Here is a 25,924-nt window from a genome sequence, read left to right on the forward strand (position 1 = left end):
AGAACGGAAAATTTTTTTGATATTTTCCATTCTGTTTTTCTTTTTTTACTTACTTATTGAATTTATTCGTCATCTTTTCTTGAGCGGCTATAGATCATTTTCTTTGTTACGATAAAGATCACCAATGCTGCAAGAACAATAACACCGCCTACCAGGAATACATTCGCATAGGTAGATGCAGCTCCCGCTTCAACGCCTGCAATACTTCCTCCTGACATTGCACCCTTTGACATGAGCTGTCCAAAGACTGCCACACCGACAGATCCCGTGATCGCCTGTACAAGGTCATTGATTCCCAGGACACGCCCTGACTCTTCCGGCGATACCGTAAGTGTTGCCGTGTCTACGATCGGTGAGTAGAAGAAAGATGTTCCGAAGTAGTAGATACATGGTGCTGCCGCCAGTGCTGCATATTTACCGTAAGGAATCGCAAACGCAATGGCAATCAGTCCGAGTCCCATGGCTGAAAGAGCCATAATGATCGCCGCAGAACGCCCGATTTTTTTGATGACCGGTCCGCACACGAATCCAAGTACTGCCGCCAGGAGGATAGACCATACAAGCAGGTTGGAAACCTGAGCAGAATCAATACCAAACACCTCAAGTCCAATGGCATTTACACCGGCGTTCAGTGTATAGCTGAAGAAGTAACCTACGAAGATAACTACCATAGTTGCCACAAATGCTGGATTCTTTAAGAATGCCGGGGTAATGATCGGGTCTTCTGCTTTGTTGATGTACACGATAAAGGCTACCAGAGTTACAACGGTTGCAACGGTCCAGAGCATATTCATGTCAGTAAAGAACATTGTGATGGCACCTGCAAAAGCACCGATTAAAGTAAAGCCCCAGCCGTCAATCTTAGCGCCTTTTGCGTGTTCATCCGGAAGGTTCTTTGAAAGCGCCGGAAGAAATATAACAGAGATCATCGGGATCGCAAACATCCATCTCCAGTCAATTTTTGTTACATATCCGGCTGCTACTACACCGAGGGCCGCTGAAAATCTGAATACTGCCACAAAAATACCGTAATAAACTACACGCTCTTTCTGAGAAATGTATTTGGACACAAGGACCAGGAATACAGATCCTGCCACCTGACCGCCTATAGACTGAAGCATACGCGCCGCTACAACCGCCCAGATGCTCACTGGCCCCAGAAGGAATCCAATCGCAGAGCCAACAGCAAATACAATAGTTCCTAAAAGGGTCATTTTCTTTAGAGAGACAAAGTCACCCAGAGATCCGTAGATAACACAGACAATACCGAGAGCAATACCCGGAAGGGATGTGATCAGAGATGCCAGTTCCGGTGTTCCCAGCTGCTGACCGATATTTACAAAGATCATTCCGAATGCCTGCTGCTCAAGAATACCAAAGATAAAGATGATCAGCACCAATGGGATTGCACGCTTTGCCATACGGTTCATTTTTTCAAATTCTGGTGTTCCTTCCGCAGGTACCGGGATACCTGTTGTTTTTATATTTGTATTAGACATTTTTTATACCATACCTTTCAATAATGTTTTTCATATTGTTTATTTACATTCCGTGTCTGCGACTCTCTTCACATATCGTCTGCGGAAACGTTCTGCATCCACATCCACACACACTGCAGCGTTCTTTGTTTCACTTAATGTACCGTCAAAATCTACCGCTGTGGCACCCATGGTAAGCGGGCTGGAGATTTCCACATCGATAAAAGCGTCTTTTGTTTCAAACAGTTCCGGCTCAATCAGATACATGGCCGCAGAAGGATCATACATCTTAACTCCCTCTTCCACATGGCCGCCGTCATAAGAACGGAACAGGGAACTGATCATTCTTCCCGTCTCTCCGCTCTCTTCCAGTTTCTCAAGGTCTTCCACTGTAAGTCTGGCCTTTCTTCCAATATCTAATCCAACCATGGTAATTGGAATACCGGAACGAAATACGATTTTCGCCGCTTCCGGATCAATGGTTACATTAAACTCTCCATAAATGCCTATGTTCCCTCTTTCTGTAGAACCGCCCATAGTAACGATTTCCTGGATTTTTTCTTTGACCTCAGGAAACGTCGAGATCAGCAGAGCGATATTGGTCAGCGGACCAAGCGTCAGGATCGTTACCTTCTCTTCTGACTCCATCAGCACCCGATATTCGCTCAGAACTGCATTTTCTTTTAACAAAAGCTCCTTGTTAGGTTCAGGAAATTCAAACCCTCCCATACCGGATTTTCCATGCGCATTTGTTGCAAATCTGTTGTCCCTTAAAAGAGGAGCCGCTGCACCTTTTGCCACCGGGACATCCTTTTTCAGAAATGTCAGCAGCTTTAATGCATTGTTTGTGGTGTGTTCAATACCAACATTTCCTGATACACTGGCGATCAGCTTCACATCCAGGGACGGCTCGGACAGCATGACTGAAATTGCCGCCGCATCATCGATCCCCGGATCCGTATCAATGATTATTTTTCTTGTTTCCATGGTGTTCCTCCTAGTATAATTAGCATAAACAGTAAATCCGCTTTTTCTTAGTCTTCCTCAAACCGCTCTACCTCATCCTTTTTCGGGATAGACGGCGCCGCACCTTCCATAGAGACCGCGATCGCAGATGCTTTCGAAGCCATGTGAAGTGCTTTTTTCACAGTTTGCCCCTGCAGTCTTGCAGCCATATAATAGCCAGTGAAGGTATCTCCTGCCGCGGTGGTATCTACCGTTTCCACTTTATATGCTTTCTGCTCTGCCACTCCTTCTGTTCCCGCATACATCGAACCGTTTTCTCCAAGAGTAAGAACGATTTCAGCATGAGGAAACCGTTGTGTAAGCTGTTTTAGTAAAACATCCTGATCTGCATCTGACTGAACCAGTGTACGCGCTTCCACTTCATTTAGAATGAAACAGTCAATGTGATTTAAATTAATATCAAAAATCTTTTCATCCATTGGAGATGGATTCAGAACAATCTGCATTCCCCTTTCATGTGCTTTTTCTACAATATACGGAATCTCACTGATTTCATTTTGCAGGATCAGGCAGTCCCCTTCGTGAAATTCCCTGAGAACCTGATCCGCCATCTCTTTTGTGACCGCTTGATTTGCACCGCCGTACAAAATAATACAGTTATCTCCCTTCCGGTCTTTCTGAATCACTGCATTTCCAGTCCTGACATCCTCACTGATCCTCAGATAGCGGGTATCAACCTCTGCATCACAGAGAAGTTCGCTTAAAAACCTTCCGTCTTCCCCGATGATTCCTGCATGATAAACATCTCCCCCTGCTCTGCCGAGCGCAATGGACTGGTTAAGTCCTTTCCCTCCCGGAAACACATCCAGCGTATTAGAGGAGATCGTCTCTCCCTTTTCTACAAAATGGCTTACGCTGTAAACATAATCAATATTTAAAGAACCAAAATTAAGTATTTTCATATTACCCTCACTCACTCGTCAGTTTTTCGAAATGAAAATGCCATCTTATAAATGCTGCGGCAGTCATCCCGATTCAGTCTTTTTATGCCTCCAATGCTGTCATCTTCACCGCGGAAAGCGATCTGGTCAAGCATCTTTTCCACTTCATCTGTAGGAATCCTGAATTCCTCAAATGATACCGGCATTCCCATGCTCCGGAAAAACTCTTCTGTTTTCAGAATCCCTTTATACGCTGCCTCCAATGTATTGTCTCCGTTCCAATCCACTCCAAATACTTCTTTCGCATAGCGGGCAAACCGTTTAGGGTCTTCCTTATATACATACCGCATCCAGGATCCCATAATAATAGAAAGTGTGGCGCCATGCGGCGTATCATACAGAGCACTTAATTCATTTCCGATTTCATGGGTTGCCCAGTCCTGGATTCGACCAATGCCGACGGTATCGTTATGTGCTATCGTTCCGATCCACATGATCTCTGCGCGGTAAGAATAATTGTCCGGATCTGCGAGAACTTCAGGCCCAACCTCAACCAAGGTTTTCAGGATTCCTTCTGACATCCGGTCGATCACTCCAATCTCCCCATCCGGTGAGAAATACCTCTCACATACATGAGAAAACATATCCACAACACCGCATGCAGTCAAAAACTTTGGCAGCGAACAGGTCAATTCCGGATTCATAAACGCGATTGCCGGACGCAGGATCGGATTGCTGACCAAAAGTTTCATTCCAATCTCAGTATTGTTTATTACACTTACTTCACTGGATTCACTTCCGGTTGCCGGGCAGGTAAGGATCACGCCTGTGGGCAGAGACTTTTTGGGCACTTCTGTTCCCGTAAAAAAGTCCCATACATCTATATCCGTCACTGCTCCCAGCCCGATCGCCTTGGCAGAATCAATCACGCTTCCTCCGCCAATCGCCAGTACCATATCTGCATGTTCTTCCTTTGCCAGAAAAATTCCTTCTTTTACAAGAGACAGTCTTGGATTCGGCAGGACCCCGCCAAGTTCCAGCGTTTCGATTCCTTCCTTTTTAAGCTGTTCCTTCACCTGATCCAAAAGTCCGGTATCATACAAAAATTTTCCATCGTCATGGTGGATCAAAACTTTTCGGATCCCCATCTGCTTTAATTCGCTTCCAATCTGATTTTGCGCATCTTTTCCAAAAACAAATTTGGTATCAATACATAAGTTAAAATCCTTGAGCATCTTTTACACACCTTCTTTTATAATTTTTTCTATTTCTGAAACATCCTGTGCACAGTATTTAGGTTTGCGGGCACAAAGCTGTTTTGTATCTCCGTCTCCGTATGTCACCCCGATACAGTCAATTCCATTTTCACATGCAGCATCCACATCACTCCATGTGTCCCCGATATAGACATACTGACTTGCCTCCAATCCTGACTTGCGCATTACATCGGTGATCATCTCACTTTTTGTTCGTTCAGCCCCCGGGAAAGAATCCGGAGAAATCCAGCCGTCGAACAATACTTTCCAGTCTTTTTGCTTAAGGATCTTTTCCAATGCTTCCTGCGGTTTCATGGTAATGATAAAATGGATCATTCCTGCTGCCCTGGTTTTCAAAAGCAGTTGGCGGATTCCGGGATAGAGATATGTATTCTGGTATTCGTTGAGCGTACGGTAATGTACTCTTACCACTTCCTCAAACATCTCATATTTCTCTTCTTCCGGCTTTGGAATGATCTGATGAAAAACTTCTTTCACCGTTTTTCCAAGATTACTGTCCCTGCCGGTAAACTCTTTGGGCAGCCTGCCGCCGCATTTCGCTGCGGCATGTTCCAAAGTAATCCATACATCCCTGCCAGTATAAGCCAGAGTGCCGTCAAAGTCCCATAAGACCATCTGATACTTCATCAGTTATAGTTTTTAAGCGTCTTATACAGCAGATCCATAAATCCCGGAAAGTCTAATTCCAGGGCTGCCTCAGCGTTTGGCGCTTCTCCTCTAAAGTCCATCTGCGGCTCTCTGCACAGATCCACAGCAGGCTCTACTCCTCTTAAATGACGATAATCACATACTGTCATTCCCCTGGTAAGCTCACCTTTTAATTCAATGTCGATGTGCATATCAGCCGCTTTGATCAGAGACGGGTCGATCAGCCATGCCACCGCACAGGCATCGTGCATATTGGCCCCTGAAAGAGATGCACTCTTAATGGTTGTATCGATGAAGAATTCTGTCAGATCTGCCGCAAAATGTGCTGCTTTCGTTCCGATTTCACGGAATTTGGCCACATGCTCTGCTGTCAGACAACACTGCCTGGTCAGATTAATTCCTGACATTTTAATATGCATTCCTGAGTTAAATACACGGTAGGCTGCTTCCGGGTCTACATAAATATTAAATTCTGCTGCCGGGGTCCAGTTGCCGTAAGTCACAGAACCGCCCATGATACTTAATTCTTTGACACGCTCCACAATTTTAGGCTCACGGTTAATAGCTGCTGCAATGTTAGTCAGCGGGCCTGTGGCGATCAGAGTGACATCATCTGTGTTCATCACAGTTTCCACAATAAAATCAACTGCATGTTGATCCTGTGCTTTGGCAGTTGGCTCCGGAAGAACCGGACCGTCCAGCCCAGTTTCACCATGAAACTGCGGTGCGGTTACAAGAGGTACGGTTGTAGGGCAGGAATGTCCCGCAAAAACAGGAATATCAGTTCTTCCCAACACTTCCAGCACCTTCAGGGCATTCTTTGTCACATTCTCTAAAGTACAGTTACCGCCGATCGTGGTAATTCCAAGCACATCTAAATTCTGTACTGCCAGCATCATGGCAAACGCGTCATCATGCCCCGGATCGCAATCTAAAATCACTTTTTTCATAACTGATTCTCCTTTACTCTGCTTGATGTTCTTCTAAAAACTTTTGTAACTGCTCTGTATCAGGAGCAGTTCTGGCACCCTTTTTTGTCACGGTATACCCGGATACCGCATTTCCTGCGATCAGGCACTCTTTAAGCGGTCTGCCCTCCAGTACTGCACGGATAAATCCGGCATTATAGACATCCCCCGCACCAACCGTATCTTCTACTTTGACCGAAAATGCAGGCGCTGCTGTTTCCTCTTGTACAGAAAATCCATAAGATCCTTCTTTTCCATTTCTCACGATCACCACACGGCCTTCAGATACAAAGGCCCCGGCATTCTTTCTCCAATCTTTCTCTTCCCCAAGATAAGCAAATTCATCGGTACCGGATCCCAGCAGATACGCCGTATATTTGATAATCTCACGCACCGCCTTCTCATATTCCGGATCCAAAACACCGTCATCCACTCTCAGGTTCAGATCGAATGAAGTAGGAACTCCCGCTTCATATGCTTCTTTAAAAATCTTGATCACCGTGTGGCGGGCAGAGGTATCATACGCCAATGACATTCCTGATGAATGCACCCAGTCCGCTTTCCGTACTTTTTCAAACGATACTTTATCTGCATCCAGCACTTTAAATGCCTGATCCACCCTGGGCCATCCCCAGAGATAGCGTTCTCCGTTTTCGTCAATAAACGCAAACACACCGACTGTATTCAACTCCGGCTCAATAATCATATCGGATATATTTACGCCTTCTTTTTGAAGATCACTTTTCACGTACCTTCCATACTGATCTTCTCCGATGGAACCGATAAAACTTGTTCCGACTCCAAGCCTTGCCAGAGCCACTGCCGTATTGGCAGAGGTCCCGCCCCCCTGAAGGGACGGCTCCGGATAATCGACCAGTGTCCGTTCTTCATTCAGAAATCTCGGATAAGGTACGATAATGTCAACGGTTGCATCGCCGACAACGATTACATCAGGCATTCTGTGCTGCCTCGATAAATGCTTTTACTCTGGCCGGATCTTTGCAGCGTTCTGTGTCTGCACGCTCATCGTCATAGTTTGTCATCGTAAAGGAGTCTACTCCGTACGGATGTGTGATATGGATAGCTTCTGCCACATTGTCTGCATCCAGTCCTCCAGCGATAATACAAGGTACATCCGTGCTTTCGATGATAGCTTTGTCGATCAGCTGGTCATGGGTAAGTCCCGTTGCTCCGATATCACCTGCTGACGGCGCTTTTGTATCAATCAGGAAGAAATCCGCTACCGGTTCATAATCTTTGATGTACTGCATAACTTTCTGCTCTTCAAGAGGCACCCCCGCAAGAACAGGAATCGCCTGCATAATCTTAAGTCCCGGGAATCTGTTTTTAAGTTCCTGTACCTGGGCCGGGGTAATGCCCTCAATATCGCCTGATAAATGCATCACATCCGGCATAGCCTCTTTTAAGTCTTCTGTAATCTCATCAATGTCTTCTGATACTGTCAGACCAATCCTGACTGCTTCCGGCTGCACGCCTTCAAAAATTTCTCTGGCGCGTTCACATGAGAGCTGACCCGGGGTTCTCTTGATCTTTCCATAAGACACTCCAAGGTGATGTCCTCCCATCTCCACGACCATCCGTGCATCCTCTACTGTTCTGATCCCATAAATTTGAATAATTACATCTGCCATTTCCTAAACCATCCTTTCTTCTAATGCTTCCATAAATGCTTCTGTTGTAAAAACTGTCTTTGTAAATCCCGCCCCCTGTGCCACTTTTGTAATCGGCGGAGGCGCAACAAAACTCTTCTTTAAGGTTTCAACTTGCGCAAACACATCTTCAGCCCTGCCGTCCAGGAACACCTCCCCTCTGCACATCACAATGATGCGCTTAAAATTCTCAACTACAAATTTCATATCATGAGAAATGGTAATACATAATTTCCCTCTCTCTTTCAATGTCTGAATAATCCTGTGCAGCCTTAGATTACCCTGCACATCCTGCCCGCAGGTAGGTTCATCAAAGATCAGTACCCCGGGATCCATCATGATGACCGCACCAATGGTACAGAACTTCTTCTCCGCCAAAGTCAGATCCAATGGATGCAAATCCAATTTCTCAGATAATCCTACAAGGTCAGCGGTCCACTCCACCCTCTTGTCGATCTCTTTCTGCGTCATCCCGATCTGCTTTGGTCCGAATTCAAATTCTTTCCTTACAGATTCCAGAAACAACTGGTCATCCGGATTCTGGAATACGTATCCAACCTCCTTTGACCACTGTGCTGTGGACCGTTTTTCAATACTCTCGTCATTGATCAGCACTTCTCCTGATGAAGGTCTCAAAATTCCGTTAAAGTGCTTTACAACTGTGGTCTTCCCGGCTCCGTTCTGTCCTATGACCGCGACCGGATCCGTTCCTTCAATCTCCAAATTAATTCCCTTCAGAGCTTCATCTCCTGAAGGATACACATAGCGGAGTTTTTTTAACTCAATCTTCATATTTTCAGAACCTCCTTCACCATTTCTATGGTCGGTCCCTCGGTAATTTCTATTTCCCGTTCCGTATAATATTTTTCCTTAAGCGCCTGGGAGAGTTTCACATAATCAGGGACTCCGATCCCCCTTTTTACAATCTCCGGATTTCCAAAAATTTTCTTAGGTTCGTCTATAGCGGCGGCTTCTCCCTGATCCAAAACCAGAATCTTGTCCGCACATCTTGCAACCCTCTCCATATCATGATCCACCATAATGACCGTGATTCCTTTCTTATTCAGATCTTTTACAATATCAAAGATCTCCTCACTTCCTGACGGGTCCAGCTGGGTGGTACATTCATCTAAAACCAAAATTTCAGGTTCCATGATAAATGCAGAACCGAATGCCACCCTCTGTACTTGCCCTCCGGACAATTCCAGAGGATTTTTAGAGAGAATATGGTCAATCCTCATGAGTTTTGATACATAATCAACTTTCTCAGCCATCTGTTCCCTCGGTATTCCCCTGTTGCCAAGTCCGTATGCCAGCTCCTCCGCCACTGTCCCGGCGGTATAGGAAAGCTGGTTAAATGGATTCTGGAATACCAGTCCGATCTTCGGTGAAAGCTCTGCAATCGTACATTCCTCGGTACTCACTCCGTCCACGATCACCTGACCAGACATTTTCCCAGCAAAATAATGAGGAATCAAACCGACCAGCGCGTTACAGAGCGTAGATTTCCCTGATCCGTTGGAGCCTATGATGCACAAAAAACTTCCTTCTTCCACCTGAAAGCTGATCTTTTTCAGCGCTTTCCTTTTTGTCTGCCTGTACTTAAAAGAAAAATCTTTGACCTCTAATACTATCCTGCCCATTTGTTCTCCTCTTCTTTTATATCAGGTTCATCTTCATCAAAACTGTAACTGCTACTGTGATAATAAAAAATAAGGCCAGGAAAATATTTACACCTTTATCTCTCTTCGTTGTTCTGACTTCCACGTAACTCGTCTGCTTTACGCCTTTCATTCCAAACCCTCTGGTCTCCAGCGTCATACCCCTTTCCTGAGCATCGGTCAGAGAGGACATGACAACTGGTCCCAACAGCGGTATGTAAGCTTTTACCCTGGCAAATATAGTTCCTCCGGTTTCTACCCCTCTTGCTTCCTGCGCCTCCTGGATCACTGCCATTCTTCTCTGCATCTGGGGAACCACATTAAGACTTGCCAATACTAAATATCCGGCTTTCGGCGGCAGACCGCTCTTTGTAAGCGCTGCTACCAGTTTCCCGGGATAGGTTGTCTTGTTCATAATATAAAATGCTCCCAGAAAGACCAGAAGTGTGCTTATGATCTTCAATGCATAGAGAACGCCCTCCAATCCAACTTTCGCAAACCCCAGATCCGCAATCACTGTCACGTTTCCTGGATGATAACATCCCTGGATAAACAAAAGCATAACTGTAACCGGCACTCCGAACCCAAACATGATCTTTGCAAATTCCTTCAGTATCCCGGCAAGACAGGCTGTCACAAATAATCCTATGATGACGGCCAGACCAAGCCATGATCCCGGAAAGATCAGCGACCCAAGCCCCAGAGAAAAGACTGCAAAGATCTTTGTCATGGGATTCAGCTCTTCGATCACCGTATGTTTTGAAATAAATGTATTTGATGTCTTTGCCATGCTAAACCTCCCTTAAGCGGACTTGCATTTTAATCTTCATCGTCTTCCTCATCGTCTGTATCCGCCGCATACTGACTCAGGAATCTCTTCGGGATCTTCTGTATAAGGATAAACGCAATGAAGAATGTAATCCCTTTATCGATCAGATTTTCAAGCATGGAGGTGGATAATACCGAAGTTATAATGTTTTTCGTAGCTGCGATCAGCGTTACGGTCAGTACTGAAGTTCCTGTCACGCCGGCTGACCCTCCGTAAACGAAAATTGTGATCACTGAGGCGGAAATGGTGTTGGTCAGCGTACATGCAAGCCATGTCAGAACAGCTCCCCAAACATTCTTGAAAAAACCTTTTTTCACCATATATCCGGTGACTGCCGCACACAAAACACTGACGATGGAATAGGGCAGATAAACAGGATTTGCCACCAGTGCCAGGAATACATTGGTCAGCAGTCCGCAGAGGGCAGATACCCATATTCCTGATAAACACGCAACAACGATCGTCCCGATCATATCCAGAAACAGCGGCAGCTTTAATGCAGAACACAGGGTCCCGCCAATCAGGTTGATTCCGACTGCGATTGGGATCAATACCAGCGACTTTGTGGAAAACTGAGCTCTGATCCCTTCTGCAAATGTCATTTTTTTCTTTCTCATAACTTCATCCTCCTTTTTCATAAATAAGTTGGAACGCATTTTAAAGCGTGACGGAAATAGCAAGAGAAAACTCAATAATAATTCTAAGAAACTATTTTCCGAAATCATTTTCTTTATTTAAAATTTATCACTGCTCTATTCATTTGTCAACATTTTTATCATATAATGTTACTTTTTTTGTTTTTTCGATCCGTTCATTGTCTATTTTGCACATTTGGCTATATTGACATATATTATTTCTTTGTCTATTATGGAATGTAGTATAAAGTTGGAGGAATTTTATGAACATAAAGGAAATCGCACAGCTGGCAGGTGTCTCTGCCTCAACCGTTTCAAAAATAGTCAATCAAAAAGATGAAAGCATCAGCAGCGAAACAAGGGAACGGGTGCTGAAGATCGTAAGGGAGTATAATTACACTCCCTATGCAGCTGCCACCGCTTCCCCTGCAAAGACATGGATCCTCGGCATCCTGCTCCGGTCTTCTGTTTCTCTGGATTCTACGCTGGACGGGATCATACAGACCGCCCAGCAAAATGGGTACAGCGCCCTTGTATATAACAGTTACTCCGACATGGAACAGGAGCTTAAAAACATTACTTCATTGTGCAAAAACAACGTTGACGGGATTATCTGGGAGCCTGTAAGCAAAGAAAGCCTCTCCCGTACCTCTCACTTTCAGGACATGAACATCCCGCTCATGACCATTGGGCCCAACGGCGGTGATAATTCGCATATGATTCCTTATGAAGAAGCTGCTTACCGGATCACTCAGGAATTGATCAGCAGAAAGCACCGCAGTATTGCCTGTATCTTAAAAGAAGGACGCCGTACTTCTGCCTTTTTAAACGGATATAAAAAATGTTTGTTCGACAATCATATGAAACTGGATAAAGATTTGATTTTTTATGATCTGGATGAATCTCTGATACATAAAGTAAATACTCACAGTATCAGCGGGATCATCTCTTCTCATTACCGGAAATCACTGGAATTTTATCAGCTTATGAATACATTAAGCTATAGGATCCCCGAAGACATCTCCCTTATTTCCTTAAAAAATGACACGATGGAGAACCTGGCTTTTCCCAATATATCCGAGATTTCCACTTATACCATGCTGAATGCTGATTTTGGTTCTTATTTATGCAATAAAATCATCACAGAGATTGAAAAACGCACGGACAAGCCACATTCTTTTGTCCAGGATTTTCATCTGGATAACGAGATCACAGTCAGTGTCCCATTTAACTTAAACGTTCCCAAGATCACAGTGGTCGGCAGTATCAACATTGATACCTACCTGAATGTACCGCAGCTGCCTCACAGCGGAAAAACTGTCAGCAGCTCCACTTCCTTTGTTTATCCCGGCGGAAAAGGCATCAATCAATCCATCGGAGCGGCAAAGCTGGGACACCGCGTGACACTGATCGGCAATGTCGGTTCTGATATTGATTCTGCCTCTGTATACAACGCTCTTAAAGAATATGGTGTAGAATCTTTTGGAGTGAAGCGGTGTAATCAGGAAAAGACAGGACAAGCATTTATTTTTGTAGAGTCCAGCGGACACTCCATGATCTCTATCCTCTCCGGCGCAAACAACATTCTGACCCCGGAGGATATCCGGAAACGAAAACGTTTCTTTAAAAATACCGGTTACTGTTTGATCCAGTCAGAAATCCCGCTGGATACCGTGGCAGAAGCATGCCGTATTGCACATGAATGCGGAGCCAAAACAATCCTGAAGCCCTCTGTCTGCGGATTTATTCCGTCAGAAGTACTTTCTGGAGTCGATATTTTAGTCCCAAATGAGGAGGAACTGAACGAAATATGCCCGGCCCAGTCAACCCTTCAGGAAAAGACTGGTGCCTTATTGGAATATGGTATAGAAACCATCATTGTCACCCTTGGTGAAAACGGCTGTTATGTCCGGACTGCGGATCTGGAAAAACATTTTCCGGCAGTTCCATTTCCGTCTGTTGATAATACCGGTGCCAGCGATGCCTTTATCAGCGCTCTGGCCGCTTATCTCCTGTATGGATATTCACTGGAAGAAGCCGTCCGGATTGCCACCTATGCCGCAGGTTTTTGTATCTCCCGGGAAGGTGTTGTTCCGTCCCTTATTGATAAACGCAGCCTGGAAACTTATATTATTCAGAAAGAAAAATCTTTGATCAAAGAACGTAAATCATCATACCGATAGGAGGAAATTATGGATTACAGAACTTATTTAAGAAACTACCCTGATCAGGAAGGACGTTTCGGCCCTTACGGCGGCGCTTATCTTTCGGATGAGTTAAAACCCGCCTTTGAAGAAATTTCAGAGGCTTACCAGACGATCTGCCACTCATCCCAGTTTATCAATGAACTCCGGAGAATCCGCAGAGAATTTCAGGGAAGACCCACACCGGTCTATCACTGTGAACGGCTCTCGAATATGTACGGAAACTGCCAAATCTATCTGAAACGGGAAGATTTAAATCATACCGGCGCCCACAAGCTGAATCACTGCATGGGAGAAGGCCTTCTGGCAAAATTCATGGGAAAGAAACGTCTGATCGCCGAGACCGGAGCCGGTCAGCACGGCGTGGCTCTCGCAACGGCGGCGGCATTTTTCGGACTGGAATGTGAAATACATATGGGAGAAGTGGATATTGCAAAACAGGCTCCAAATGTGACCCGCATGAAAATTCTCGGTGCAAACGTCGTTCCCGTTACACACGGATTAAAAACTTTAAAAGAAGCCGTTGATTCTGCATTTGATTCTTACGCAAAAAACTATAAGGATTCTATTTACTGTATCGGATCTGCCCTGGGTCCTCACCCATTCCCGCTGATGGTCCGTGACTTTCAGTCTGTTGTAGGATATGAGGCGAAAGAGCAGTTTATAGAGATGACAGGGCTGCTGCCCGATGTAGTCTGCGCCTGCGTCGGAGGAGGCAGCAATTCCATCGGCATGTTCATTCCCTTTGTCGATGAGCCGGTAGACATCGTGGGCGTGGAACCGCTGGGCCGGGGCTCAGCCTTAGGTGATCACGCCGCATCTATGACTTATGGAGAAAAAGGAGTCATGCACGGATTTGAAAGCATCATGCTGAAAGACAGAGATGGAGAGCCCGCTCCGGTCTACTCTATCGCCAGCGGACTTGACTATCCCTCTGTCGGCCCGGAGCACGCATTCCTAAATGATTTAGGACGGGTTTCCTATGAGACGGCAGACGATGAAGCCGCCATGAAAGCATTTTTTGAACTTTCCCGCTATGAGGGGATCATTCCGGCCATTGAGAGTTCCCATGCGGTTGCCTATGCAAAGAAGAAAGCACAGGAAATGAAGAAAGGTTCTATCCTCGTTTGTCTGAGCGGCCGGGGAGACAAGGATATTGACTATGTCGTAGAAAACTATGGGTACGGAGAAAAGTATTTATAAGTTTTTCCGCTCAGCTACAATCTGTTTGCTGCAATCATAAATCAGGAAACCGCCCTGTGACCATCTTTGGTCACAGGGCGGTTTCCCGTCTCTGGTTTTGCGAGTTCTTCTGCCTGCATTTCTCAGCGGATACGAACTGTCTTCTGCGGACTGTAACTCCCGTAATATTTTGTTTTCCCGACCGTTTTATAAGCGCGCACTTTAACCTGATAAGATTTTTTCCCGGAAAGCTTAGACAATGTATAAGAACGCTTGGAAGTTCTTTTATACTTATAAGATTTTGTTCCTTTTTTCCGGTATGCGATCTGATATCCGCTTGCTCCTGTCATTTTCTTATATTTTAAAGTCAGCTTCTTTGACTTTTTGGATCTAGCACAGGTGATCTTTGTCTTCTTCGGAACAATATAAAATGATTTTGTAACGGTTCCGGTATAATTGCCTTTCCCGTAATTGTTACAGCTGCCGTACCCGCGTTGGTATCATTGTTGTAGGATAAGGTATAATCCGTTCCTTTCTTTAAAACAATTCCGGCATTTGTCACTGTGATATCCGGATTTTGTGCTTTTCCATTATAAGTCAAGGAAGGTATATCGCCAATATTTTCATTCGTAAGGGTATCAATCTGAGTAGTAAACGCTTTAATCCGGTTACAAAACAGATCAATAGATGTAGATACAGAATCATGCGTATCAAGCCATTTGCCATTCAACAGTAAAAAGCTTTGCTGCGGCGCAGTTTTTTCCTCATTAGCTATCCAACTGTTCCTCTTGTCTTTGGCTATAAAGATACTGCCAGAGTTCTCGGATTTCTTTTCCAATGTTACAACAACAGAAAAATATTTTCCTTGATTTAATTTTATTCTATCTGACAATTCAATTGTATAAATCCCTTATAGGCCTTAAAACCAGTAACCGGCTGTGACAAAGCTTTGGTTCCACTGTATGGATTAGAAACATCTTTCAAGCCCGTATAAATCTGGACACTGTAATTAGTGTCTGCATCAGCGATTCCCACAGAAACTGCTTCTAAATATTCAGATCTTTTTGCACTTCCGCTCTTTGCCTCAAAAACATTGGCTGCAGTCAGCATTCCTCCTGTTATTCCAACTTCACTTACACAAGCGGACCCATCATAAAAATAATTATGATCTTATGTGTCTGCTGCCATATAGTCATAAGCCACAGCAGAGTTTAAAGGCTGTTCATAGGAAAGATAAAAATATCCCCCATTACCAGATCCAGTGCCCCAGCTATTTTTTAAAATCCACGCACCATCACTTTCCGGCTTCTTTTCTCCAAACAACTCCCTTGATATACGATCATCATATCCGACAATCGTAATCGAATGATTGCTTTTATCGCTTCCGGTATAAAAGTATTGTTTATTATAACTGTCACTCGTCGCTTCATAAGAAGCACTGACAGATCCATTTTTGATAATCGCTTGTTTTATCCCTTTTATATCTCTTTCCGGAAGAAAAACTGCATCTTTCATTGCATATTCCGTATGCAAATAATTAAGTTCTGCATTTAAAGATTTTGGATAATTTACAAGATCATTGACATAGGTGGCTTTGTTTTCGTCGACGGGTCCCGGCCATTGGGACAGCGACATTGCCGTCATCCAGTTATTTCCGCCGTTTTCAAGATAATCATCTGACTTTCCTTCATACTGTCCTACTACTCTATCTTGATCTCCCTCTGTATTCTCCAAAGGATCATTCTCCCGATGATAAAAGAAATATGCCAACTGCAGTTCTGACAGATCAACCCCTTTTTTATCTGATGTTAAATCATTTTTTAAAACACTCGTTTCAGCTGTCGACATGGCAGAAAACGTCCAGCAAGATCCAAATGGATTCTGGTCTTTCACATCGGTTACATAGTTTTCTGCCCTAGCATCATAGGACTCTGGAAGGACGTCTCGTGAACGGAATTGAGCATTTTTTGTCTTTGATTCCGATACTTTATAATCAATCGTGTGATAATGATTTCCCCTCTCCTCAGAAGGTTCTTTTTCCTTTGCTTCCGACAACGTCACTTGACCAAGAAACATACAAAGTGACACTAAAAAAATAAACAGCTTTTTCTACTGCCTCCCCTGCTCCCTGCAGGGATACAACTTATAATTTACCCCTTAAACTTTTGTTATCTTGCCTGCATCCCCGCCAGCGTGTCCATTTTCTCCCTGACAAAATGGTTGAATATTGAAATCGTTCGTCCGACTCCGATCACTGCGGCCACCGTTCCAATGCCAATCCCGACGATTTTCCCCGCAAAAATCATGCCTGTCATGGCCGTAACGGAGATGTTTAATATGTCAAAGCAGTTCTTCACAAGTCCGGTTTCCTTCCCGACACAGTCCGCAATTGCCTGTACAATTCCATCTCCAGGATTTGGAATTACCCGCATGTTTAAAGACATGGCCGCACCGATCCCGGTCAAAACCACCGCAATGGCCAGGAATGTAAACCTCCCTAAAGAACTTCCGGCAAAGCTGTCCGGACTAAGCGAGGAAAGATCAGGTATCCATGCTGAAAAAACATTTAAAAATCGTGTAAAAACCAGACTCAGCGGAAACTGCAGCAAGTCCATAAGAAGCACCAGCTTTAAATCGACCTTATTTGCGTGTACAAGTATGGTGCTTTCCCTCTTCATGCTCCGTTTATTTCTGATGGTATGAAGAAGCATTTCAGCAGCCACGAAGATTCCATAGAGAACCAGCGTCATATTTCCGAAATTGAGGTTCCATACAGCTGAAATACTGTATGAAACTGATATGATCGGCGATACACCCAGGCCTGTTTTTGTATTTAAAGTAATCCCCAGAGCCAATATAAAAAGTCCCGCCGCATAAAAAATTCCCCTGAACAAATATGATTTCTTCATAAGGCTTATATCAGTCCTATTGATTCCAGCGCCATTGTGATGCCTTCTTCTCTTACGGTGCCCGTCAGCATGTCAGCCGCTTTTCCTGCTGCCCTGCTGTGCCGCCCCATCACAATGCCGGTTCCTACAGCCTCAAGCATCTCGATGTCGTTATCGGAATCGCCAAAGGCATAACAGTCTTTTTTGCTGATTCCATACCGGTCCATGAGATTTATAATAGCATTTCCCTTGGTGATCCCTCTTGACATAATATCTAAAATATTCATATCTTCAAAAGGTTTCACACACTGCAGCTCCCCTTCAAATTCCGTCTGTATTTCATCCATCAGCTCTTCCCTGTTGTAATTTATCACGATTTTCGTAATATTCTCTCCCTTTCTTGTCTCCCACGGTGCGAACCAGCGTTCCGGAAATCCAAGAAAGTTCCGGAAATCATGGTAAAACGGCTGATCATAGTGCATATAATATGTAACATCCTGTGTCTCCATATGCAGAGCCGTATCTTCTGAAAAATATCCGAAAATGACCTTCTGCATCGCCTCTTCAGAAATGTGAATATCACTGACAACCTGTCCGCCGACTTCCGTATAGGACCCGTTGCAGGTGATAGCTCCCTCAAATTTATCGATATCCGCTTCCAGAAAACGTTTGCTGCGCCCCGAACACAGCATCGTCAGATACCCGTTTTCCTTTAGTCTTCCAAGAGATTCTATTGTCTTTTGGGTTGCTTTTCTAATATTATCTGTATCGTCCACGGTCGTTCCGTCATAATCAAAGAAAACGATCCCTTTGTACTTTTTCATAAATCCTCTTTTCTAAACAAAACATGATGTATTACTCTTTTATTGTACTATGTTTAAAAATAAATTCAATACGAAGTTCTGACCCGAATCCTAATCAATCCACTTTTGCAGCACGTCTAATAAGCGCTCAATATCTACAGGTTTTGCAAGGTAATCATTCATCCCTGCACTATAGCCCATTGCCGCATCAGCAGTGAACGCATTTGCCGTCAACGCTATGATCGGGATTTTGCGGGCATCGTCTCTCTCCATGCTTCGTATGGCAGCTGTTGCATCATACCCGTTCATAACCGGCATTTGAATATCCATTAGAATAGCACTGTAATCACCCGGTGCAGATGCCTCAAAAGCTTCTTTACCGAGCTGTCCGTTTCCGGCTGAGTCTACATGCACATGATTCATTTCCAGGAGTTCTATGACAATTTCTCTGTTAATATCATTGTCCTCAACCAGAAGCACCCTCTTCCCTTCTATTCCTGTCTGTTTTTCCTCCTCATTGTCTCCTGTATCGTCTTCTTTGTCCACAGAGACAAACAATTGAAGTACCTGAAGAATCTTCGACTTAAACAGAGGTTTCGTTATAAATGCGTCGGCGCCCGCCTCTAAAAACTGTTCTTCAATTTCGGAATAATCATAAGCAGATATCACAATAATCGGCACATGCCCGCCTAAATTTTCCCGTATCGCTTTTGTGACCTCCAGCCCGTCCATCTCCGGCATTTTCCAGTCCAGTATCACTGCAAAGAAGTCCTCCGCCGCGTTATGTGCCTCTACAACTCTGCTGACCGCCTCTTTCCCGGACAGCACCCATTCTCCCCGCATGCCTAATTCAACTAAAAGTGCAGCAGCGCTCTCGCATGTCATCCGGTCATCATCCACTACCAGTACCGGCCGGCCGGATAGTTCTTCTGTGCATACCTCTTCTTCGCCGCAGATTTCAAGCGGGACAGATACCGTAAACTTACTTCCTGTACCAATCTTGCTCTCCACACCGATCGTCCCATTCATCATACGGACGATATTCTCTGTAATTGCCATTCCCAGGCCTGTGCCCTGAATTTTACTGATTCTGGAATCCTCTGCCCTTGAAAAAGGCTCAAAAATGTGCGGCAGAAATTCTTCTGATATTCCAATTCCTGTGTCAATACAAATAAATTCATACTGACTTTTCTTTGGATTCGGTGAATACTGCTCATTGATACGCAGCGTAATCGTTCCGCCTTCCGGCGTATATTTTACAGCATTCGAAATCAGGTTCATCAGGACCTGGCGGAGACGGTCACCGTCCGCAATCACATGTTCATGGTTTATATGTCCGATACTCATCTGAAACTGCTGATGCTTTCCATTAATTAACGGCAGGCACATATCCATAACTGCCCCAATCATGTCGGGCAGACTGATCTGCTCTAACGAAATATTTATCTTTCCGCTCTCAATTTTAGACATATCCAAAACTTCATTGATGAGACTGAGCAGATGCCTGCTTGAAGTGTTGATCTTATTCAGGCAGTCCTGTATCTTGTCCGGACATTCCAGATTTGCCTGTGCGATGGCCGCCATGCCCATAATGGCATTCATCGGTGTCCGTATATCATGAGACATAGAAGAAAGAAAGTTTGTCTTGGCTGCATTTGCTACTCTCGCTGCCTGATATGCGTCCTGCAGTGCCGTTTTTTGCCGTTCCTGCTCTTCTCTCTCCTTTGTAATATCAATCCCAATGCTGTAGAAAGAATCTTTCCCGTCCCAGCTGTCTTTCGCGCTGACATAACTGAAGGTCATTGTGAGGATTTTAATCTTTCCGTCCCGGGTTACAATACGCCCCTCTGCCGCTGTATCTTCACCGGTCTCTCTGGATTTTTCCATGATCTCCACCGTGCGTTCTATGTCATCCGGATGCACATAGTCGCATTTAGACTGAAGTTCATTTTCAAACTGTTCCTCAGTATAGCCGATCATCTGCAGAAACCCTCCGCCATACCAGATAACCGTTCTTAAATCCTCGGCATCCACCCGGGCAAATCCGCCGGGTATTGTCCGTATAATGGCTTCTCTTTCCCTGTCTCTTTTCTCCAGTTTATATTCCGGACTCAGATTATCATTAGACAGTTCAATCCGTGCCTTATGCCCTTCCCAGTCAATAATACGGTTTTTGATCAGAAACGAACGTTTCAAAACCGGATTGTAGAATTCCCATTCATAGAATTCATCCTCCGTGAGACAGTCATTATTGCAGAAAGGACAGGGAGATGTCCTTCCCTGAATCACTTCATAACATTTTCTTCCTATCAGCTGTTCTTTCGGAAGGCATAAGGTATCACAGGAAGTCTTATTGAGATACAGAAGCTCATAGGAATCAATATCTGAGATATAAATATTCCCCACATACTCATCCAGCATCCATTTAAAGTATTCTGCTTTCTTTTCCTGACGCCTGTTCTGCTCCACACTGCCTCCTTCTGACGGCAGCTCTATTTTCCGATCTGTCATAACCCTCTCCTTCAATAAGCCGGTCTCTTTCTTGCTCAAACCCCACCTTGTTCATATTATATATCCTGATTATAGCAAAGTGTTCCTCTGTCTCCACCCCTTCTGCGCAGCACTGAATTCCGATCGCATGACTCATTTGAATAATATGTTTTACCAAAATATCTCCTTTGTCTGACTTTTGATATTTTTGTATATAGGAAGAGTATTCTACTCCAAAGTCATCTAAAGCAATACAAAAACCATAATTCTTCAGCTGCTTAAGAAGGTAGGCCATCTGTTTTTTGTTCAATGTCTCCTGAGTCTCTGTGATCTCCAGTTCAAGCTGGTCCGGTTTTAAATCGTATTTCCCGAAAATCTTACAGAAGTTTTCAAAAAAATGGTCGTCAAATAATGTAATTCCAGAAAAATTTAGTGCAAGTTTCATATCAGACAGGCTGGTGTTTTTCCACTTTGTAAGCAGTCTGCACGCTTCTTCCATGACAAAAAAATCGATATAGGAAATCAGTCTCTCACTTTCCAGCAGTGGAACAAATTTAAACGGTGATACGATAGACCCGTCTTTTTCTCTGTACCGTACTAATACTTCAGCACTGTCTATCTGTCCTGTTTTTACATGCAGCTTAAGCTGCAGATATACTAAAAACTCTTTCTTTACAATCGATCCCAAAAGTTCTCTTAATAATGGTACTTTCTCTGCGGCAATATTCTTATTTTCTCTGTAATAATCATGTTTATTAATGGTCATGAGCCGTTCTGCTTTATTCACCAGTTCCGGCAGGTCTTCCTGTACATCGCTCCACGATGTTCCAACTGAAACAATACACCGGCCGTCTTCAGACAGGCTTTTTTCCATGGCACTGAGCATTGTTCTGAATTTACTGTATTCAATCCTTTCTGTCACGATCAGAAACTCATCTCCGCTGAGGCGGAATTTCCTGCCCTCCGGAAAAAACTGTTTCATTTTGTTTGCGATATATCCGATCAGAATATCCCCATACATATGACCCTTCTTATCATTCATGATCTTAAGCCCATTGATATCCATAAAGATAACCCCTGCCGGGACCGGTCTGCCTTCCAAAAAGTCTCCGCAGTATTGTGTATAACTGTTCCGGTTTTCCAGACCGGTCATAGAGTCCTGATAGCTCATCTGTTCCAGTTTGCTTTTCAAAGCGTTTTTTGCTATTTCATTTTCAAGGAAATAGGAGAGTTCTCTCAGATAACGAATGTTATTCTTATATCTTTTGGCATCATCGATCCCCAGAAATCCTTTTATCATCCCTTTAACATACAGAGGGACAGCAAGAAGACTCTGAATCCCCTGTTCTTTTAATATTTCGTATTCCAGACTCCGGTCCTCTCCCAGATTTTCAATGTTCTCTATTCTTATATAATCCCTGGTTTCAAATCCTTTAAGCCAGAATACTGCCGCCTCGATAGGAATATTCTGCAGAAATGTTATCTGAGGTTCCACACCCTTAGCACAAATTTCATATGTATTGCGGGCAATGCCGCGCTCTTCTTCTATTTCCATAATATAGACGCGGTCCGACTGATAATACTCTCTGATGATCTCCAATACATATTCAATAGAATCTTCCAGATATCCAGAAGAAGTAAGACAATGGATACAATCTACAATACTTTTCTCCGCTGCAATATGGCAGTCATTATCATCGCAGCGAACAGGGAATCCCGCCTCCCGGACAAACTGCAGTTCTTGTTCTATCTTCTTATTCCGTTCTAAAATCTTTTTCTTTTGCAAAAACGTAGCCAAAATCTGTGAGATCAGCGACAGGGCATTTACTTCATCTTTTGTCCACAGGCGGACACCCGTGCACTCATCGAATCCAAGGAATCCGCTCAGGTTATTTTCATTCCAAAAGGCACACTGAAGAGTTGAACTTATGCCCTGTGCCTCAAATATTTCTGTCTGCTCCCGTGTCAATGTACGAATATCCCGGCAATAGAAAACCGAATTGTCTTTAAACAGGTTTTGGTAATCTCCAAACTGACTGTACGCAAGATTCTGCAGTTTTTCTTTTACAGGAACTATACCGTTATTGCACCACTCATATGTATTGGAACAGCACTCTCCGTCCTCACTGCTTTCAAAAACATATGCACGACTCACATCAAACTGCTTTCCTACAATTTCAAGAATCATCTGAACAGCCTCATCGATATCTTCCATATCATATAGAATTCGGAATACATAGCGCGCCAGATTATCCGGTCCGTCTGAAAATTCCTTCTCCGAATCTATCGCCGTGCCTAAAAAAGAATATTCTGCTTCATCCACACAGAAAGATTTCTCTTTGTTATACAGTACGTATCTGCTTTTTCCCTGCTTTTTTGCCTGATAAAGAGCATGGTCCGCACACCGGTATAAGGAATTAAAATCCTTTCCATTCTCCGTGAAAGGGCTATCCCAATACTGCAGGTCACCTGGACTTCCTGTTTTTCATCTTCAAACAAATGGGCGAACATTTCCGACAGCTCTCCCGCTCTTTTTTCAGCCGCCTGTGATGAAGGAATATTCTTCATGAATATGGCGAACTCATCTCCTCCGATCCTGCCCACAATATCGCTTTCCCTCATGAGCTTTTTCATTCCCGAAGCCATTTCTGTGAGTACCACATCTCCCAGCATATGTCCTTTTGTATCATTGATCTGTTTAAAGTTATCTGTATCAATCATAAACAGAGCACACTGATTGTCTGAGTGCATCTCAAGATAACGCTTTATCCTCTTCTCTGTCTCTTCCCGGTTATATACCCCTGTCAGAGCATCTTTTTCTGCCCGATACCGCAATTTCTGTATTCTTTGTTTCTCCTTCTGAATATTCCAGACACTTCCAACTGCCTTGACAGGCTTTTTCTGTCCGTCATAGCGGATAATCGCATAGATTCTGCACCAGGTATACCTTTCCTCAGAATCTTTCCACCGGAATTCTGACATAGAGTATAGATTCCCCTGTCTTACCCGGTTCCTGAACTCAGCCAGTGCCGGAATATCTTCCGGATGGATCCGAAGAAATGTGCTGTCAGCCTGGTCTGTGTCAAAACACACATCTCTGATACAAACTTCTACTCCATTGCTCTGCGTACATGTTATCCTGTCTTGTTCTATATCCCATTCGAAAATCATTGCTTCTGACAAATCTATAGGGGACCCATCTGCTGCCATACAACCGATCTTTTCTCTGTGTGTCATCTTTGTCTCCCCCTTATTTCAAATAATACCCATGCACTTACCTTGTTCATATTATATCATATATTGTCTCATCCAGGTGAAATATCATCCTATCCAATATGATTTGTGATATTATAATGACAGCATAATTTTCACGAACCAGACCATCGAGAAAGGAATCAAAGTATGTCTAATTACCACAGTCAGGAACAGACCATTTACCGCAATCTTTCAGGTAAAATACAGATGGGTTTTTACGATAATGGAGAGCGGTTCCCTTCTGTTAAAGAGATTGCTGATCGTTTCCATGTCTCTTATTGTCCTGCACAGAGAGCACTCAAACTGCTTGAAAAGGATGGACAGATAAAACTTTACCGCGGAAGTGCCACTGCAGTTTTAAAGAAACCCTATGAAAATTATCTTGAAAGTAATGTTTTTAAACGGCGTATAAAATCAGTGCTGGATTTATGCCACAGTCTTGAGCTGATCTCTCCGGCACTCTGCACTTATAATATTCAGCATTTTAAAAAAGCATCCTCTTCTCTCTGGTTAAAAAAAATTGCACAGGGACAGCATGCCGGACGCGGTCTTTACCAGCAGTTTGAACGTTCTCTGCATTTGCTGGGCAATCAAACTGTACTCAGCCTTTATTATGACATCAGTTCTTTTTCTGGGAGTGCATTTCTGGATATCTTATATTTAAAATACGGAAAAGAAAAAGCGGATTCCTTCCTGCAGCATATTGCCTCAGAATATGCAGACTGTATCCGAAATCAACATCAGGACACTTCGTTTGTTCTTCAAGAAAAACTGGAGAAATTATGCGGCACATTTTTTGATGCCATCAAAGATTATCTCAGAAACACAGAGTGCGATGCGGATTCCAAAGCGCAGGAATTTTTCAGCTGGGAGCCCCGCAAAGGGCGTACCCGCTACTGTGATGTCGTTGCGATTGATATGATCTGCAGAATCAATCAAGATGTCTATCCTGTCGGCACACGGCTTCCTAACAGTCATACTTTAGCAGATATTTATCATATTTCCGGGATTACTGTCCGGCGAACGATTGCTCTTCTTAATAAGCTGGGCGTCACAGAAACAGTCAACGGGGTGGGTACTTTTGTTATTTCCCGGGGCGGACCAGATATTCCATATAAACTGAAGGACTTGACTTTGGATGACAATATGAGAAACTTTTTAGAAGCTCTGCAAATTCTGGCGATCATCAGCGTTCCGGTTATGCTTGTATCTCTCCCACATGTCCCGCGTAAAATGCTGAAGGAACTTTTTGCGGCTGCATCCATACCCGATGAAAAAAAATCTTTGGTACATGCGGTCAGCATCGGGCTGCAGTCTGTAATCAGGTACTGTCCCTTTGCGGCTGTGCAGGAAATTTACAAAAAGCTTACGCTCCTGCTGTTAAAAGGAAGTATCCTTCGCCTGGAAGAAACAGGTGCTGAACCAGTTACCGGATGGACTAAGATTTCTGCGTCTATTCGAAAAAGCTGCGCCCATTCAGACTACGAACAGCTCGCCCGCGCATTCCAAAGTCTTTTTCAGAATAATTTTGCTTCCTCAAAACAGCTTCTTTTGGAAATTGGCGTGGAAGGTGTCGAAAAAATCACCGGATTTTAACTATATATACAGAGAGAGGAAGGCAGTTTCAGAGATAATGTGCCGCTCTCTTTTTTCCTGCCGATGCTGCGGTGCTTCTATCTTTTTTCTTTCCGCCATAAGATCAAACTTCAGGCACAATATTTTCTCCGGTTTTTTCACCTTCTGCGGCTGAACCATCTTCCCCGGATCCTGCAAAAGTGCCGGTCATTCTCATCCATACGGATTCCCGTGATTCACCGGCCTGCTGATCTCATACTCTGCATATTCCCTGCTTTTTATTACTCTCCTATCTAAGATTTAAATTCTGTCTTCCTAATTCTATTCCTCATATTTTTAGCCGATCGTTTTTATTTATTTAACAATATCAAACCAAACACAAATGCACAGGAAGTAAATTCATTCATACAGTCCTGCTCAATTCTAAATTTTCAATTATTCAATTTTATAATTA

At 43.9% G+C, this 25,924-nt stretch carries 22 protein-coding genes and 1 pseudogene; 3 read left to right on the top strand and 20 right to left on the bottom strand.

Translation table 11 applies throughout. The annotated features are described in order from the left end of the window. Nucleotides 1-62: 62 nt before the first annotated feature. Genes DWV34_RS14920 through DWV34_RS14975 form a run of 12 tightly spaced genes read right to left on the bottom strand, consistent with a single transcriptional unit; the run spans nt 63 to nt 11,055 of the window. Nucleotides 63-1,499, bottom strand: a complete 1,437-nt coding sequence (locus DWV34_RS14920; RefSeq protein ID WP_006567107.1) for an MFS transporter — start codon at nt 1,497-1,499, stop codon at nt 63-65. A 39-nt stretch (nt 1,500-1,538) separates the two neighbouring features. Then, nucleotides 1,539-2,465 carry a ribonucleoside hydrolase RihC gene (rihC, locus tag DWV34_RS14925; RefSeq protein WP_009289743.1) on the bottom strand — a complete coding sequence of 309 codons (927 nt, stop codon included), beginning with the start codon at nt 2,463-2,465 and terminating at the stop codon, nt 1,539-1,541. Between the two features lie 47 nt (nt 2,466-2,512). Then, a complete protein-coding gene (locus tag DWV34_RS14930; protein WP_009289744.1) occupies nt 2,513-3,406 on the bottom strand; it encodes a ribokinase in 894 nt (297 codons plus the stop codon). 11 nt (nt 3,407-3,417) lie between these two features. Then, a complete protein-coding gene (locus DWV34_RS14935; RefSeq protein WP_009289745.1) occupies nt 3,418-4,620 on the bottom strand; it encodes an iron-containing alcohol dehydrogenase in 1,203 nt (400 codons plus the stop codon). A gap of 3 nt (nt 4,621-4,623) precedes the next feature. Continuing rightward, on the bottom strand, nt 4,624-5,277 hold the full coding sequence (locus tag DWV34_RS14940; protein ID WP_225103675.1) for an HAD family hydrolase: 654 nt from the start codon (nt 5,275-5,277) through the stop codon (nt 4,624-4,626). An 11-nt stretch (nt 5,278-5,288) separates the two neighbouring features. After that, on the bottom strand, nt 5,289-6,260 hold the full coding sequence (locus tag DWV34_RS14945; protein WP_006567112.1) for a nucleoside hydrolase: 972 nt from the start codon (nt 6,258-6,260) through the stop codon (nt 5,289-5,291). A gap of 13 nt (nt 6,261-6,273) precedes the next feature. Then, nucleotides 6,274-7,236 (bottom strand): carbohydrate kinase family protein, encoded by a 963-nt coding sequence (locus DWV34_RS14950; RefSeq protein ID WP_009289747.1) that lies wholly within the window; start codon nt 7,234-7,236, stop codon nt 6,274-6,276. Continuing rightward, nucleotides 7,229-7,930, bottom strand: a complete 702-nt coding sequence (locus DWV34_RS14955) for a phosphoribosylanthranilate isomerase (protein ID WP_006567114.1) — start codon at nt 7,928-7,930, stop codon at nt 7,229-7,231. The genes DWV34_RS14950 and DWV34_RS14955 overlap by 8 nt, the downstream gene beginning before the upstream one ends. Nucleotides 7,931-7,933: 3 nt before the next feature. Next, the gene (locus tag DWV34_RS14960) at nt 7,934-8,740 is read right to left on the bottom strand and encodes an energy-coupling factor ABC transporter ATP-binding protein (protein ID WP_118476585.1); all 807 of its coding nucleotides are present in this window, start codon (nt 8,738-8,740) and stop codon (nt 7,934-7,936) included. Further along, entirely contained in the window at nt 8,737-9,591 is an 855-nt protein-coding gene (locus tag DWV34_RS14965) for an energy-coupling factor ABC transporter ATP-binding protein (protein WP_118476586.1), read from the bottom strand. The genes DWV34_RS14960 and DWV34_RS14965 overlap by 4 nt, the downstream gene beginning before the upstream one ends. 16 nt (nt 9,592-9,607) lie before the next feature. Further along, nucleotides 9,608-10,399, bottom strand: a complete 792-nt coding sequence (locus tag DWV34_RS14970) for an energy-coupling factor transporter transmembrane component T (protein WP_009289752.1) — start codon at nt 10,397-10,399, stop codon at nt 9,608-9,610. Between the two features lie 29 nt (nt 10,400-10,428). Next, nucleotides 10,429-11,055, bottom strand: coding sequence for an ECF transporter S component (locus DWV34_RS14975; protein WP_009289753.1), 627 nt, complete (start codon nt 11,053-11,055; stop codon nt 10,429-10,431). Between the two features lie 281 nt (nt 11,056-11,336). On the opposite strand from DWV34_RS14975, the gene DWV34_RS14980 reads away from it, so the two are divergent. Continuing rightward, a complete protein-coding gene (locus DWV34_RS14980) occupies nt 11,337-13,256 on the top strand; it encodes a PfkB family carbohydrate kinase (protein WP_009289754.1) in 1,920 nt (639 codons plus the stop codon). Nucleotides 13,257-13,265: 9 nt separating this feature from the next. Next, nucleotides 13,266-14,480, top strand: a complete 1,215-nt coding sequence (trpB, locus tag DWV34_RS14985) for a tryptophan synthase subunit beta (RefSeq protein ID WP_118476587.1) — start codon at nt 13,266-13,268, stop codon at nt 14,478-14,480. Between the two features lie 122 nt (nt 14,481-14,602). On the opposite strand, the gene DWV34_RS18220 is transcribed toward trpB, so the two are convergent. The 8 genes and pseudogenes from DWV34_RS18220 to DWV34_RS15030 all read right to left on the bottom strand — a co-directional run bounded on the left by DWV34_RS18220 (nt 14,603) and on the right by DWV34_RS15030 (nt 23,877). Continuing rightward, on the bottom strand, nt 14,603-14,809 hold the full coding sequence (locus DWV34_RS18220) for a fibronectin type III domain-containing protein (protein ID WP_009289755.1): 207 nt from the start codon (nt 14,807-14,809) through the stop codon (nt 14,603-14,605). 17 nt (nt 14,810-14,826) lie between these two features. Continuing rightward, nucleotides 14,827-15,569, bottom strand: a pseudogene (locus DWV34_RS14995) (lectin like domain-containing protein). A gap of 60 nt (nt 15,570-15,629) precedes the next feature. Further along, nucleotides 15,630-16,535, bottom strand: coding sequence for a C1 family peptidase (locus DWV34_RS15005; RefSeq protein WP_118476589.1), 906 nt, complete (start codon nt 16,533-16,535; stop codon nt 15,630-15,632). Between the two features lie 92 nt (nt 16,536-16,627). Beyond that, on the bottom strand, nt 16,628-17,368 hold the full coding sequence (locus tag DWV34_RS15010) for a YczE/YyaS/YitT family protein (RefSeq protein WP_118476590.1): 741 nt from the start codon (nt 17,366-17,368) through the stop codon (nt 16,628-16,630). 5 nt (nt 17,369-17,373) lie between these two features. Further along, a complete protein-coding gene (locus DWV34_RS15015; RefSeq protein ID WP_022261352.1) occupies nt 17,374-18,171 on the bottom strand; it encodes a Cof-type HAD-IIB family hydrolase in 798 nt (265 codons plus the stop codon). 90 nt (nt 18,172-18,261) lie between these two features. Beyond that, a complete protein-coding gene (locus tag DWV34_RS15020; RefSeq protein ID WP_118476591.1) occupies nt 18,262-20,661 on the bottom strand; it encodes a response regulator in 2,400 nt (799 codons plus the stop codon). Then, on the bottom strand, nt 20,576-22,963 hold the full coding sequence (locus DWV34_RS15025; protein WP_118476592.1) for a sensor domain-containing diguanylate cyclase: 2,388 nt from the start codon (nt 22,961-22,963) through the stop codon (nt 20,576-20,578). The genes DWV34_RS15020 and DWV34_RS15025 overlap by 86 nt, the downstream gene beginning before the upstream one ends. Further along, nucleotides 22,936-23,877 carry a sensor domain-containing diguanylate cyclase gene (locus DWV34_RS15030; protein WP_006567127.1) on the bottom strand — a complete coding sequence of 314 codons (942 nt, stop codon included), beginning with the start codon at nt 23,875-23,877 and terminating at the stop codon, nt 22,936-22,938. The genes DWV34_RS15025 and DWV34_RS15030 overlap by 28 nt, the downstream gene beginning before the upstream one ends. A gap of 165 nt (nt 23,878-24,042) precedes the next feature. On the opposite strand from DWV34_RS15030, the gene DWV34_RS15035 reads away from it, so the two are divergent. Continuing rightward, nucleotides 24,043-25,491: a GntR family transcriptional regulator gene (locus DWV34_RS15035; protein WP_118476593.1), complete on the top strand. Its 1,449-nt coding sequence runs from the start codon at nt 24,043-24,045 to the stop codon at nt 25,489-25,491. The last annotated feature ends 433 nt before the right edge of the window (nt 25,492-25,924 follow it).

The sequence above is a fragment of the Anaerostipes sp. AF04-45 genome, assembly GCF_003461725.1.
In the GTDB taxonomy this organism is placed as follows: domain Bacteria; phylum Bacillota; class Clostridia; order Lachnospirales; family Lachnospiraceae; genus Anaerostipes; species Anaerostipes caccae.

Bases quoted from the DNA above. Each gene is read 5' to 3' on its own strand.
- DWV34_RS14920 (WP_006567107.1), bottom strand. From the start codon at position 1,499: ATGTCTAATACAAATATAAAAACAACAGGTATCCCGGTACCTGCGGAA.
- rihC (WP_009289743.1), bottom strand. From the start codon at position 2,465: ATGGAAACAAGAAAAATAATCATTGATACGGATCCGGGGATCGATGAT.
- DWV34_RS14930 (WP_009289744.1), bottom strand. From the start codon at position 3,406: ATGAAAATACTTAATTTTGGTTCTTTAAATATTGATTATGTTTACAGC.
- DWV34_RS14935 (WP_009289745.1), bottom strand. From the start codon at position 4,620: ATGCTCAAGGATTTTAACTTATGTATTGATACCAAATTTGTTTTTGGA.
- DWV34_RS14940 (WP_225103675.1), bottom strand. From the start codon at position 5,277: ATGGTCTTATGGGACTTTGACGGCACTCTGGCTTATACTGGCAGGGAT.
- DWV34_RS14945 (WP_006567112.1), bottom strand. From the start codon at position 6,260: ATGAAAAAAGTGATTTTAGATTGCGATCCGGGGCATGATGACGCGTTT.
- DWV34_RS14950 (WP_009289747.1), bottom strand. From the start codon at position 7,236: ATGCCTGATGTAATCGTTGTCGGCGATGCAACCGTTGACATTATCGTA.
- DWV34_RS14955 (WP_006567114.1), bottom strand. From the start codon at position 7,930: ATGGCAGATGTAATTATTCAAATTTATGGGATCAGAACAGTAGAGGAT.
- DWV34_RS14960 (WP_118476585.1), bottom strand. From the start codon at position 8,740: ATGAAGATTGAGTTAAAAAAACTCCGCTATGTGTATCCTTCAGGAGAT.
- DWV34_RS14965 (WP_118476586.1), bottom strand. From the start codon at position 9,591: ATGGGCAGGATAGTATTAGAGGTCAAAGATTTTTCTTTTAAGTACAGG.
- DWV34_RS14970 (WP_009289752.1), bottom strand. From the start codon at position 10,399: ATGGCAAAGACATCAAATACATTTATTTCAAAACATACGGTGATCGAA.
- DWV34_RS14975 (WP_009289753.1), bottom strand. From the start codon at position 11,055: ATGAGAAAGAAAAAAATGACATTTGCAGAAGGGATCAGAGCTCAGTTT.
- DWV34_RS14980 (WP_009289754.1), top strand. From the start codon at position 11,337: ATGAACATAAAGGAAATCGCACAGCTGGCAGGTGTCTCTGCCTCAACC.
- trpB (WP_118476587.1), top strand. From the start codon at position 13,266: ATGGATTACAGAACTTATTTAAGAAACTACCCTGATCAGGAAGGACGT.
- DWV34_RS18220 (WP_009289755.1), bottom strand. From the start codon at position 14,809: ATGACAGGAGCAAGCGGATATCAGATCGCATACCGGAAAAAAGGAACA.
- DWV34_RS15005 (WP_118476589.1), bottom strand. From the start codon at position 16,535: ATGTTTCTTGGTCAAGTGACGTTGTCGGAAGCAAAGGAAAAAGAACCT.
- DWV34_RS15010 (WP_118476590.1), bottom strand. From the start codon at position 17,368: ATGAAGAAATCATATTTGTTCAGGGGAATTTTTTATGCGGCGGGACTT.
- DWV34_RS15015 (WP_022261352.1), bottom strand. From the start codon at position 18,171: ATGAAAAAGTACAAAGGGATCGTTTTCTTTGATTATGACGGAACGACC.
- DWV34_RS15020 (WP_118476591.1), bottom strand. From the start codon at position 20,661: ATGACAGATCGGAAAATAGAGCTGCCGTCAGAAGGAGGCAGTGTGGAG.
- DWV34_RS15030 (WP_006567127.1), bottom strand. From the start codon at position 23,877: ATGACACACAGAGAAAAGATCGGTTGTATGGCAGCAGATGGGTCCCCT.
- DWV34_RS15035 (WP_118476593.1), top strand. From the start codon at position 24,043: ATGTCTAATTACCACAGTCAGGAACAGACCATTTACCGCAATCTTTCA.